Below are 13,432 nucleotides of genomic sequence, written 5' to 3'. Positions count from 1 at the left end.
GTGAGGTCGAAGCGGTGGGCGGCCGCACCCGCCAGTGCCGCGTCCACAGTGGACTCGTCGGCCGGCACGACGGTGAACGGGACGGCGGCGTCCGGCCGGATGATCTGCGTGTCCTGCGCGAAGACCGTGCGCAGGGTCTCGTGGCGGTCGGCCACGTCACCGAACGCGCGTTCCAGCGCGGACACGTCCAGGTCGCCGGTCAGCCGCAGCACCGAGGGGATGTTGTAGGCGGGGCTTGGCCCGTCGAGCCGGTGCAGGAACCACAGGCGCTGCTGGGCCGGCGACAGCGGCACCACCCCGTCGTGCGGCCGGGGCACCAGCGCCGGGCGGCGGATGCCGGTGCCCAGCCGGGCGAGCAGGCCGCGCGGGGTCGGGTGGTCGAACACGTCACGGATGCTCGCCTCGTCGCCGAACGCGGTCCGCACCCGCGCGAGCAGCCGCGCGACCAGCAGCGAGTGCCCGCCGAGCGCGAAGAACCCGTCGTCCGGGCCGGCCGAGGGCAGTCCGAGCACGGCCGCGAACAGCCCGCACATCAGCTCCAGCCGAGGGTCGCCCCGGTCGGCACGGGCGGCCCGCACGGCCGGCGCGGGCAGGGCGGCCCGGTCGATCTTTCCGTTGGGGGTCAGCGGGAACGCGTCCAGCACGACGATCGCCGCCGGCACCAGGTGGTCGGGCAGCGATCCGGCGAGCGCGGCCCGCAGGTCACCGGCGTCGCGGCTCGTCACCGCGTAGGCGACCAGCCGCGCGCCGGTCGCCGGGTCGGGCGCCGGGTCGGGGACGGCGAGCACGAGCGCGCCGGTCACGCCGGGCAGGGCGCGCAACGCGGCCTCGACCTCGCCGGGCTCCACGCGGAAGCCCCGGATCGTGACCTGGTGGTCGGCGCGGCCCGCGAACTCCAGCGTGCCGTCGGACCGCCACCGCACCAGGTCACCGGTCCGGTACCACCGCTGCCCGCCCTGGCCCGCCACGAACCGGGTCGCGGTCAGGCCCGGCGCGCCCGCGTAGCCGCGCGCCAGGCCGGGGCCACCGACGTACAGCTCGCCGACCGTGCCGGCCGGCACCGGCCGCAGCCACGGGTCGAGCACGTGGACGGTGGTGTTGTGCACGGGCGTGCCGATGGGCAGGGCGGTGCCGTCGAGGCCGGTGCCGGTGGCGCGCCAGAGCGTCACGTCGACCGTGGTCTCGGTGGGGCCGTAGGAGTTGAACAGGGTGTGCCCGGCCTCGACCCAGGTGCGCGCGAGGTCCGGCGGGCAGGCCTCACCGGCGACGATGACGACCGCACCGGCCGGCACGGCCGTGGTCGGGAGTTCGGCGAGCGCGGCGGGCGGCAGCGTCAGGTGGGTGACGCGGTGCTCGGCGAGCAGGCCGGCGAGCGCCTCACCGAGCCGTCGTTCCGGCGGTGCGATCACCAGCGTGGCACCGGTCGTGAGGGCCATGACCTGTTCCCACACCGAGGTGTCGAAGCTCTGCGACGCGAACTGCAACACCCGGTCCCCCGGCCCCGGGCGGAAGTGCTCGGCAACGGTGTGGGCCAGGCTCGGCAGCCCGCGATGGGTGACGACCACGCCCTTGGGGGTGCCGGTGGAGCCGGACGTGAAGATCACGTACGCCCCGGTGTCCGGGTGCGGCACGGTCGCGGGGTCGCCGGCGGGGAGGGTGGCGGCGACGGCCTCGGCGGTGGTGAGCAGGTCGACGGGGGCGGTGCCGGGCAGCACGGGCAGGTGCTGCGGCTCGGTGAGCACGAGCGCGGGCCGCGCCTCGCCGAGCAGCAGCCCGATCCGGTCCGGCGGGTAGTCGGTGTCGACCGGCACGTACACCGCGCCCGCCCTGAGGACGGCGAGCATCGCGACGACCTGGTCCGCCCCGCGGGGCAGCGCGACCGCGATCTGCTGCTCCGCCACGGCCCCCCGGTCGGTGAGGTAGCGGGCGAGCCGGTTCGCGCGGGCGTTGAGCTCCCGGTAGGTGACGCGCTCGGCGTCGCCCACCACGGCGTCGGCGTCCGGGTGCGCGGCGGCGGCCCGCTCGACCAGCGCCGGGAACGACGCGGTGCCGACCTGGGCACCGGTGCGGTTGGGCGCGGTCACCCACCGCTCGTGCTCGGCGGCGGTCAACCGGGGCAGTGTCGCGACCGGACGGTCCGGGTCGGTGGCGAACGCGCCGAACAACGCGACCAGCCGGGCGGCCAGGGCGGTCACGTCCGGGACGACCTCGGCGCGGTGGCGCAGGTCCAGGCGCAGCCGCTCCCCCGGCGTCGCCACCACCCCCAGCGGGTAGTGGCTGGAGTCGGCGCCGTCGATGCCCAGGACCCGCAGACCGGCCGCGCGGCCGAGCCGGTCCAGTTCGTCGGGGTCGGCCGGGTAGTTCTCGAACACGGTGAACGTGTCGAACAACTCGCCCCGGCCGTCCTGGAGGTCGGCGAGCCCGAGGTGCTGGTGGGCCAGCAGCCCGGCCTGTTCCCGCTGGACCCGCGTCACCAGGTCGGCGAGGGTCTCGTGCGGGCGCAGGGCGATCCGGACCGGCGTGGTGTTGATCAGCAGGCCGAGGATCTCGGTCGCGCGGGGCACGTCGGTGTCCCGGCCGGAGCCGGTGAGCCCGAACGTCACGTCGCCGCGGCCGGTCAGCTCGCCGAGCGCGAGCGCCCACACGCACTGCAGGACGGTGTTGGCGGTGACGTCGAGGCGCCGCGCGACCGCCAGCACCCCGGCGGTCGTGGCGGCGTCGAGCCACACCGTGTGCTCGGCGGCGGTGGCCGCGCCGCGCAGGTCGTGACCGGCGGCGACCAGCGTGGGCTCGGCGCCGTCGAGGTGGCGGCGCCACGCGGCCCTGGACGCGTCGGTGTCGCGGGTGGACAGCCACGCCAGGTGGTCGCGGAACCGGGCGGGCGCCGGCAGGCCGGCGTCGGACCCGGCCTGGGCGTAGAGCGCGAACAGCTCCCGCACCAGCAGCGGCATCGACCAGCCGTCGAGCAGGATGTGGTGGTGGGTCAGCACCAGCGTGTGCCGGTCGGCCGCCGTGGTGACCAGCAGGAACCTCAGCAGCGGCGGGCGCGCGAGGTCGAAGGGCCGCTCCCGCTCGGCCCGCGCCTCGGCGGCGCGGTCCTGGGTCTCGACGGTGCGCCAGTCGACGGTGACCGAGGCGGGCACCAGCGCGACCGGCTCACCGCCGCGCCGGAAGCGGAAACCGGCGCGCAGGGTGGGATGGCGGCGCAGCAACGTCTCGGCGGCGGCCCGCAGCGCCTTCGCCTCGACGACGCCGTCCAGGTCGATCGTGGTCTGGACCGTGTAGACGCCCGAGGCGGCGCCGCCGTACCCGGCCCACAGCATCAGCCCCTGCTGCAGTGGGGTGAGGGGCAGTACGTCGGCCAGGCCGCTCACGAGGTCCTCCAGAGTTCGTCGAACTCGTCGATCTCGTCCTGGGCGAGGTGCACCAGGGTGAAGTCGGACGGGGTGTGACCGCCGGGCACGCCGTCGGCGGCCAGACGCGGCAGTTCGGTCAGCGCGGTGTGGAAACGGGCGGCGAGGTCGCGGACCACGTCGCCGGCCACGCGTTCGGCGGGCCACGCGATCCGCCACCGCAGCACCGGCCCGGCCGGGACGTCGACGACGACCACGGTGATGTCCAGCGGGTGCGGGACGGGCAGACCGGGCGGCACGTGACCGCCCAGCGGTTCCCTGGTGTCGACCGGTTCGAACGGGCGGTCGGTGCCGGCGGTCAGGCGTCCCAGGTAGTTGAACCGGACCTGCGGTGCCGGCAGGGCGGCGAGGTCGGCGGCGGTGGTGTCGTTGAGGTGGCGCAGCAGGCCGTAGCCGATCCCCCGGTCGGGCACCGCCCGCAGCGCCTCCCTGACCTGTCTGACCACTGTGGACAGATCGGTGGCGCCGGGCAGCCGGACCGGGTACAGGGTGGTGAACCAGCCGACGGTGCGGCTGGTGTCGGCACCCGGGAACAGCTCGTCGGCGCGACCGTGGCCTTCCAGCAGCACCGACACGTCGCCGGTGCCCAACGCCGAGGTGAGCGCCGCGAGCAGCAGTTCCTGCGGGCCGGTGTGGAACGCGTCGGCGACCTCGCCGAGCAGGGCGGTCGTGTCGGCGGGGCCGAGCGTGCCAGAGACCTCGGCCTGGGTGGCCGCGACGTCCCAGACCGGATCGAGAACCACTCCCGGCAGGACGGGTGGCGCCGACAGCGCGGTCCGCCAGTGATCGAGTTCGGCGGTCCGGCGCGGCGCGCGGGCCTCCGCCGCGAGGAGGCCGGCCCACTGGTGGAAGGTCGTGCCGACCGGGTACGGCTCGCGGCCCGCCCAGACGGTGGCAAGGTCGTCGAGCAGGATCCGCCACGAGACGCCGTCGACGGCCAGGTGGTGGATGGTGACGAGGAGTTCGCCCGCGCGCCACGCCCAGTCGGTCAGGACACCGTTCTCCGGGGCGAGTCGGCGGGCGGCCGCCGAGGTGTCGCCGTCGAACCGGTGCGGACGGACGGTGGCCTCGCCGGGTTCGAGCTGCCAGGCGGGGGTGGTGACGAGCCGGGACCGCAGCAGGGGGTGCCGGGCGAGGATCGCGCTGATCGCCGCCCGGAGCCGGGGTTCGTCGGCGTCGCCCGGCAGGCGCAGCAGCATCTGCTGGGCGTAGCCGTCGATCGGGCCATGGAGTTCGCGCAGCGCGTGCATGACCGGGACGAGCCCGTCGCCACCCCGTTCGGTCACGGTGGGCACGGCGGTGTCGGCGTGCGGAACGGCGATGGCCGCGAGCGCCGCCGGGGTGCGGTGCGCGAACACGTCGGCGGCGGTGAACCGCAGCCCCGCCGCGCGTGCCCTGGCGACGAGCTGGATGGCGAGGATGCTGTCGCCGCCGAGCCCGAAGAAGCTGTCCCCCGCGCCGGCCTCCGGCAGGGCGAGCGTCTCGGCGAACAGGGTCGCGATCCGCGCGGCGGTGGGGCCGGCGGCGACCAGGGGCGTCGGGGTGGGTCGGGGCGCGGGCGTTGCGGCGTGGTGCTCGACCCGCGCGCCCGGGTCGGCGACACAGCGGTCGAGCTGGTCGAGGAACGTGGCCAGCAGCCGCCGCGCGTCCTGTTCGGACAGCGCGTCGCGGCGGTACTTCAGCGACACGCCCAGCGTCGGGCCGGGGAACACCGTGAGGGTCACCGGATAGTGGGTGGCGTCGTCGGCCTCGATCGCGATCGGGCGCAGCTCACCGAACCCGGCCAGCAACGCCTCCTCGTCGAGGGGGTAGTTCTCGACGACGACAAGCGTGTCGAACAGCGGGCCGAGCCCCAGGGCGCGCTGGATCGCGGCGAGACCCGTGTGCTGGTGGTCGATGGTGGCGGCGTGGGTGTCCTGCAGATGGCGTAACGCGGCCAGGATCGTGTCACCGCCGGTGAAGCGCGCCGGGACGGTGTTGACGAACATGCCGATGGCCGTGTCGATACCGGGGACGCCCGCCGGTCGGCCGGACACGGTCACGCCGAACACGACGTCGCCGGTGCCGGTGGCCTCGGTGAGGGTCAGGCCCCACGCGCCGCGCACGACCGTGTTGACGGTCAGGCCGTGGGCCCTGGCGAGCGCGCGGACGGCCTCGGTCCTGGTCTCGTCGAGTTCGGCGGTGATCTCGGCCGGGAGTTCGGTGGCCGGTCCTGGCTGGGCCGCGACGAGCAGGGTGGGCGCGGCCAGCCCGGCGAGGACCTCGCGCCACACGTCGAGGTCCGGGGGCCCGAGTCCGCGCAGGTAGGTGAGGTGTGCGGGCAGGCTGGTGTCGTCGACCACGCCGCCCACGTACAGGGTGAGCAGTTCGCGGACCAGCAGCGGCGCCGACCAGCCGTCCCAGGCGAGGTGGTGGCCGGTGACGGTGAGCGTGCTGGCGTCGAGCGCGAACCGCACCAGCGGCGGGGCGGACAGGTCGAACGGGGTGTGCCGGCCGGTGGCGGTGGTCACCGGGACCGGTACCGCCGGGTACAGGACACCGACGGCCTCGCCGCTGGCGAGGTGCCGGAAACCCGTCCGCAGGGCGGTGTGCCGGGCCACCAGGCGGGTCGCCGAGGCGGCGAGGCGGTCCGCGTCGAGGGGTTCGGCGAAGCGCAGGACCACCTCGACCGTGTACACGTCGAGCGCGTCCGGGTGCGTGTGCGCCAGCGCGAGCAGACCTTCCTGCAACGGCGTGACGGGCAGGGCGTCGAGCCAGCCGGGGCACTCCCGGTCCAGATCGTCCACATCGGACTGGGTGAGGCCCGGCCTGGTCAGGTCGGACGGGGTGCGCCCGCCCGCGCTGGCCGCGACCGCGACCGCCAGGTCGGCCAGTGCCCGGTCGAGACCCGTACGGAACGCGGCGAGGTCGTGGCCGGTCGAGTCCAGGCGCAGGTGCAGGTCCCGTGTGGTGTACGCGGTCAGTTCCAGCGCGGCGGCCGGTGGCGCGTCACCGGCGAGCACCGTGTCGCGGTGGCCAAGGTGGTTCACGATCAGCTCGGGGTCGCCGAGCGCGGCCAGCGCCGGCGCGGTCCTCGGGTTGAGGTGGCGCAGCAGCCCGTAGCTCGCCGGGTCGGGCACGGTGCGCAGGGTTTCCTTGACGTGCTTGAGCACCGCGACCGGATCGGGGCCCGGCGCGGCGAGGTGAACCGGGTGGAGGGTGGTGAACCAGCCGACCTGGCCGGCGTTGTCGTCGTCGCGGCCGTGGGTCTCGACGCCCAGGGTCACCTCGCCCAGCGCCAGCACGACCGCGGCGACCAGGAGTTCACCGCCGGTCACCCGGAACCGCTCCTCGGCCTGCCGGAACAGGTCACCGACCTGGACAGTCCATTCGAGACTTCCCGGCGCGGTGTCGCCGGCCGGCAGCGGCGTGCGGCCGGCGAGCACGTCGCGCCAGTACCCGAACCGGTCGAGCACCTCCGGGGCGGCGGACCGTTCGAGCTGCCGGTCCGCCCACTCGCGGAACGGGCGGACCGGTGCCAGCACGCGCCCCGCGAGCAGCGCGTCGAGGTCGGCCGCCAGCACACCCCACGACACGGCGTCGACCGCGAGGTGGTGCGCGGTGACCGCCAGCCGGCCGGGCAGCACCCGCCACACGACCGTCCGCCCGGCCGTCGGGTCGACCGTGCCGTCGAACACCGGCTCGGCGGACTCCGGCACGGCCAGTGACCACAGCCCGTCGCGGCTCACGGTCAGCCGGGCGCGCAGCAGTTCGTGCCGCGCCATCAGCGCCCGCACCGCAGCGACGACGGACTCCTCGGTCACCCCGGCGGGCAGCGGCAGCTCGGCGCTCTGGGTCGCGGTCAGGTCGTCGCGGTCGTGCAGCCAGTGCAGCATCGGCGTCAGCGGCACCGGCCCCACGGCCGGCCGGGACGCCGCCGGCGCTTCCACGACGGCCGCCCGCCCGGCCAGTTCGGCGGGCGTCTGGTGGGCGAACACGTCCCGCACGCCGACCGTCAACCCGTGGGCCCGCACCCGGTTCACCAGGTCGATGGCGAGGATGCTGTCCCCGCCGAGCGCGAAGAACCCGTCGTCGGCGCCCACGTCCGCGACGCCGAGCACCGCCGCGAACGCCGCCCGCACGACCCCGACCTGGCCGGTCCGGGTGGTGTCCGGCGCGGTGACTCCCGGTGCGGGCAGGGCCTGGCGGTCGAGCTTCCCGTTCGGGGTGAGCGGCAACGCGGCCAGCGGCACGACGACCGCCGGGACCAGCGCGTCCGGCACGACCGTCGCCACGAACTCGCGCACCGCGACGGGTGGGACGGTCGCGGGCACCACGTACCCGACAAGCCGGGTCCCGTGCACCGCGGCGGCGGCCGCCGTCACCTCCGGGTGGCGGCACAGCGCGGCCTCCACCTCCCCCAGCTCGATCCGCACCCCGCGCACCTTGACCTGGAAGTCCGTACGCCCCAGGTAGTCCAGCGGGCCGGGCAGCGGTCCCGCACGCCAGCGCGCGAGGTCGCCCGTGCGGTACAGCCGTGTCCCCGGCGGCCCGAACGGGTCGGCCACGAACCGCTCCGCCGTGAGGCCCGGCCGGTTGAGGTAGCCGAGCGCGAGCTGGCGGCCCGCGAGGTAGAGCTCCCCCGCCACCCCGGGCGGCACCGGCCGCAACGCGGCGTCCAGGACCCGCACGTCGGTGTTCCACACCGGGGTGCCGATCGGTACCGGACCCGGCTCGTCGGTGACCCGCCACGCGGTGACGTCGACGGCCGCCTCCGTCGGGCCGTACAGGTTGTGCAGCTCCACTCCGGGCAGCACGTCGCGGAACGCGGCGGCCGTGTCCGGGGTCAGCGCCTCACCGCTGCACAGCACGCGCGTGAGGCCGGTGCACGTGGCGGCGGCCGGGTCGGTCAGGAACGCGCGCAGCATCGACGGTACGAAGTGGACGGTCGTGACACCGGTGGCGCGGATCTCGGCGGCGAGGTACTCCGGGTCGCGGTGCCCGTCCGGTCGGGCGACCACCAGCTCGGCGCCGTGGGCCAGCGGCCAGAACAACTCCCACACCGACACGTCGAACCCGGCCGGCGTCTTGTGCAGCACCGCGTCACCCGGCCCGAGCGGATGCGTGTCCTGCGCCCACGCGAGCCGGTTCACGACCGCGCGGTGGGTCACCACCACGCCCTTGGGCCGCCCGGTCGACCCGGACGTGTAGATGACGTACGCGGGTTCGGCGGGGGTCGCCGCGCGCCAGTCACGCCGCGCCGGGGTGGCCGCCAGCTCGCGGACGAGGCCGGCGGTCAGCGTGAGGACCGGGCGGGCGTCGGTGACCATCAGCTCGCGGCGCCGCGCCGGGTGGTCCGGGTCCAGCGGCAGGTAGGCGGCGCCCGCGCGGACCACCGCGTGCAGCGCCACCACCAGCTCCACCGAGCGGGGCAGGTCCACGGCCACGACCGTGCCCGCCCCGACCCCCCGGTCACGCAGCCCGGCGGCGAGGCGGGTGACGCGGTCGTCGAACTCCGCGTAGGTGAGCCGTCGCGCGCCGAACCGCAGCGCGGGCCGGGCGGGGTGCTCGGCGACCGCGCGGTCCAGCAGGCCGGCGAGCGTCGTGTCCTCGACCGGCACGCGCGGCCCGGCGGCGTGGCGGCGCAGACGCGCGGCCTCGGCGGGCGCCAGCACGTCCAGGCCGGCGGCCGGCCGGTCCAGACCCGTGGTCAGGGCGGCCAGCAGGGTCACCAGCCGGGCCAGCAGCGCGTGCGCGGTGCCCTCGTCGAACAGCGCGGTCGCGTACTCGGCGAACACGGCGATCCCGCCCCGGTCGGCGCGTTCGGTGAACTTGATCGTCAGGTCGACCTTGGCGGTGCCCGTGTTCACCAGTTCGACCCGCCCGGTCCGGTCACCGAGCCGCAGTGCGTCGACGGTGGCGTGCTCGTGCACCACCAGCACCTGGAACAGCGGGTGCCGGCCGGGTACCCGTGGCGGGTTGACCGCCTCGGTGACCCGGTCGAACGGCAGGTCGGCGTGGGCAAGGGCCTCGGCGTCGGCGTCGCGGACGCGGGCGAGCAGTTCGCGGACGGTCGGTGTCCCGGACAGGTCGGTGCGCAGCACGACGGTGTTGACGAAGCAGCCGACGACGTCCCGCAGGGCCGGTTCGGTGCGGCCGTCGACCGGGGTGCCGAGGGGGAGGTCGGTGCCGGCGCCGTGCCGGTTCAGCAGCAGCGCGACCGCGGTGCGCAGCACGGTGAACGTGGTGACCCCGGCGGCCCGCGCGCACTCGGCGACCGCCTGGTGCACGGCGGCGGGCAGTACCCGGCCCGCGACCGCGCCGTCGGTGGTGGTCGTGTCCCCGCGCGGCCGGTCGACCGGCAACGGGATCTCCTCCGGCGCCCCGGCGAGTCTGGCCCGCCAGAACGCGACGTGGTCGCCGGCGGTGCGGTCGAGCAGGCGGGCGTGCCAGCGGGTGTGGTCGCGGTAGCGCACGGCCAGCGGCGGCCAGTCGGGTTCGCGGCCCTCCGCGCGCGTGGCGTAGGCGTGGGCGAGGTCGGCGAGCAGTGGGGCGGTGGCGCCGTGGTCGGCGGCGGTGTGGTGCGACACCAGCACGAGCACGTCGCCGGTGCCGCCGCGCAGCATGGTGGCGCGCAGCGGCGGCTCGGTCGTGAGGTCGAACGGGGTGCGGACGAGGGCCCGGATCTCCGCCTCCTCGTCGGCGACCCGGCGGACGGTGAACACGTCGGCGTCGGGAAGCACGCGCTGGTGGCCGTCCACCAGGACGGTCCGCAGCGGTTCGTGCCGCAGCACCACGTCGCGGATCGCGGCCGCGAGCGGTTCCTCGGCGACCCGGCCGGGGAACCGGATGACCAGCGGCACGTGGTGCACGGGGCTCGGCCCGGCGAGCTGCTCGGCGAACAAGAACCGGGCCTGTGCCGGCGACCACGGCACGGGGCTGTCGTCGCTGTCACGCACCAGCGGCGGGTGCCCGGCGTCCTGCTCGGTGTCCGGGTTGACGTCCTCGACCGCCCGGGCCAGCGCTGCCGGGGTGCGTGCGGTCAGCACGGTCGGCAGGTCGAGGCCGACGCCCGTGTGTGCCCGGAGCGCGGCCAGCAGCCGGCCGGCGCTGAGTGAATGCCCGCCCAGCGCGAGGAAGTCGTCGTGCACACCGACCCGGTCACGCCCGAGCACCTCGGCGAACAGGGCGCACACCACCGTCTCGGTGGCGGTCCTCGGTTCGGTGTCCGACGTGGACGGTTCGGGTACGGGCAGGGCGGCGATGTCGAGTTTTCCGTTGGTGGTCAACGGAAGAGTGGCGACCGGCACGATCGTGGCGGGCACCAGGTAGTGCGGCAGCCGGGTCCGCAGGTGGGCGAGCAGGTCCTCCTGGGCGGCGGTGGTCACCGCGTAGGCGACGAGCAGGTCGTCGCGGACGACCACCGCGCAGCGCACCACGGCGGGGTGGGCGGTCAGCGCCAGCTCGACCTCGCCGGGCTCGATGCGGTAGCCGCGCAGCTTCACCTGGGCGTCCCCCCGGCCGAGGTGGTCGAGCGCGCCGTCCTCCCGAAGACGCACGAGATCACCGGTGCGGTACAGCCGCGCGCCCGCCGGGCCCAGCGGGTCGGCGACGAACCGGGACGCGGTCGCCGCCGCACCGGTGTAGCCGCGTGCCAGCTGCGGCCCGCCGAGGTACAGCTCACCGACCGCCCCGGCGGGCACCGGCCGCAGCCGGGCGTCGAGCACCAGCGCCCGGGCGCCGCCGACGGGTCCGCCGATCACGGGTTCCGTCCCGGTGACCACGGCCTGGGTGGCGTCGACGGTGAACTCGGTCGGCCCGTAGCTGTTGACCGCCACCAGCGCGGGTGTCGCGGCGAGCGTGTGCCACAGCGGCGCCGGCACGGCCTCACCACCGAACACGACGAGCCTGGGCCGGTGCTCGCCGGCCAGCAGTCCGGCGTCCACCAGCGCGGCCAGGTGCACGGGCGTGAGGTCCAGGGAGTCGATCCGCTGCCGGCGCACCAGGTCCACGAGCGCGTCGACGTCGCGGGAGACGGTGTCGCCGACGACCACCAGTTCGTGCCCGGCGACCAGCCACAGCACCGGGTCGAGCGCGGCGTCGAACGCGAACGGCGCCGTGTGCGCGACCCGCAGCCGGCCCGGGAACCGGGTGAACAGGCCGGTTCCGTGCGCGGCGAGCAACGTGCCCAGCGCCCGGTGGGACACGTGCACGCCCTTGGGCAGCCCGGTGGACCCGGAGGTGTGGATCACGTAGGCCCGCGCGTCGGGCGGTGGCACGTGGTCGGGTGGGACCGTGGGCGCGAGCAGGTCGACCGTGTCCAGGTCGATGACCGGGACGTCCGGGGCGATGCCGGCGAGGTCGAGCGTGGCCCCGCCGCGGCAGGTGATCATCAGCCGGGGCGCGGTCTGTTCGACGATGTGCCGCAGCCGCTCGACGGGCAGTTCGTGGTCCAGTGGCAGCCAGGCCGCACCGGCCCGCGCGACGGCGAGCATCGCGATCACCGTCTCCGCCGAGCGGGGCGCCACGATGCCGATCACGTCGTCCGGCCGCGCGCCGGCGTCCCGCAGCACGGCGGCGAGGTGACCGGTCTCCTCGGCCAGTTCCGCGAACGTCCACGACCGGTCGCCGTCACGCAGGGCGCACCTGTCCGGGAACGCCGTGGCGGTCCGGAGGAAGGCGGTGCCCAGCGACGGAGCCTCGGCGACGGGCACACCGGTCAGCTGTCCACCGTTCCCGCGGGACCGTCGCTGTTCGGCCAGTTCCACGTCACCGACCGGCAGGTCCGGTGCGGCGGCGAACGCGGTGAGGAACTCGGTGAACCGGGTGCCGTACCCGGCGGTCCGCGCCGGGGTGTGGGTCTCGCTGTTGGCGTCGAGGTCGACCGCGAACCGCCCGGCGCCGTGGTAGACCGACACGGTCACGTCGTCGACCGGCCCGGCCGCCAGGTTGTGGAACACCCCGGGCACACCGGCGAAGTCGAGGCCGTAGTCGAAGAACTTGATGTTCACGCTCGGCCCGTACAGGTCGCGCACGTCCCGCCCGCCGCCGCGCAGCAGGTCCTCCAGCCGGTAGCGCTGGTGGGCGCGCAGCCCGGCCAGGCCGGTGGCGACCGCCGCGACCACCTCCGCGCCCGTCCGCTCCGGCGCCGCGTCGACCACCAGCGGCAGGACGTTCGCGGCCATGCCGGGCACCCGGAGCAACGCCGTCCCGACCCGGTCGGTGGTCGGGATCCCGATCCGCGCCACCGGTTCGCCGGTCAGCCGGCACTGGAAGGCGGCGAACGCGGCGATGGCGATCTCGGCCCACGTCGTGCGCGAGGCCTTCGCCGCACCGGCGAGCACGGCGGCCGCGTCGTCGGCGAGGTGGGTGGAGTGTCGGGTGAACGCGCGGGTGTGCGCGGCCCGCCGGCCGCTCAGCGTGGTGGCGGGCGGCGCGTCGGCCAGGGTCCGCTCCCAGTACCCGGCGTCGCGCTCCCGCTCGGACGATTCCCGGTAGGCGAGGTCCCGTTCGACCAGCAGGCGCAGCGGCGCGAACGGCGGGGCCCCGGGTTCGGCGCCCCGCGCGAGCGCGGTGTAGACCTCAGCGATCCGCCGGCACACCAACGGAAAGCTGTACCCGTCGATCGCGATGTGGTGACACCGCACGAACCACAGGTGGTGGTGGTCGGCGAGCCGGTACAGCACGGGCACGAACACCGGCTCCCGCACCGGATCCGACGGCCGGGCGAGATCGGCCCGCATCGAGCGCGACGCGGCCGCCTCCGGGTCGGGCTCGCCGCTCACGTCCACCACCGACAGCCCCGGCCCCGGCTCGGCCAGCACGACCTGCCGTTCCCCGCCCGGCTCGACGCGCACCCGCAGTGTCTCGGCCTCGCCGCTGACCACCGCGCACGCCGTGGCGAGCAGGCCGGGGTCGAGGACACCGCGGAGGTCGACGTAGCCGCCGACGTTGTAGGCGGGACTGTCGGGGTCGAGCCGCTGGCCGAGCCAGATGCCCTGCTGTGCCGTGGTCAGTGGCAGGAACTCACCGGCGTTCAC

2 protein-coding genes (1 of these 2 only partly in view) are annotated in these 13,432 nt (G+C 75.7%); both read right to left on the bottom strand.

All coding sequences use genetic code 11. The features are described 5' to 3' along the window. Window positions 1-3,374, bottom strand: the beginning of a protein-coding gene (locus tag BLA60_RS03540) for a non-ribosomal peptide synthetase (RefSeq protein WP_075131169.1). The gene continues 10,021 nt to the left of window position 1, outside the view; the window shows 3,374 of its 13,395 coding nt (coding positions 1-3,374); it begins with the start codon at window positions 3,372-3,374; its stop codon lies beyond the left edge, outside the window. Beyond that, a complete protein-coding gene (locus BLA60_RS03535; RefSeq protein ID WP_075131168.1) occupies window positions 3,371-13,432 on the bottom strand; it encodes a non-ribosomal peptide synthetase in 10,062 nt (3,353 codons plus the stop codon). Before BLA60_RS03535 ends, BLA60_RS03540 begins: the two co-directional genes overlap by 4 nt.

Source organism: Actinophytocola xinjiangensis, from assembly GCF_001921215.1.
Taxonomy (GTDB): Bacteria; Actinomycetota; Actinomycetes; order Mycobacteriales; family Pseudonocardiaceae; genus Actinophytocola; species Actinophytocola xinjiangensis.
This window is presented reverse-complemented; position numbering and strand designations above follow the sequence as displayed.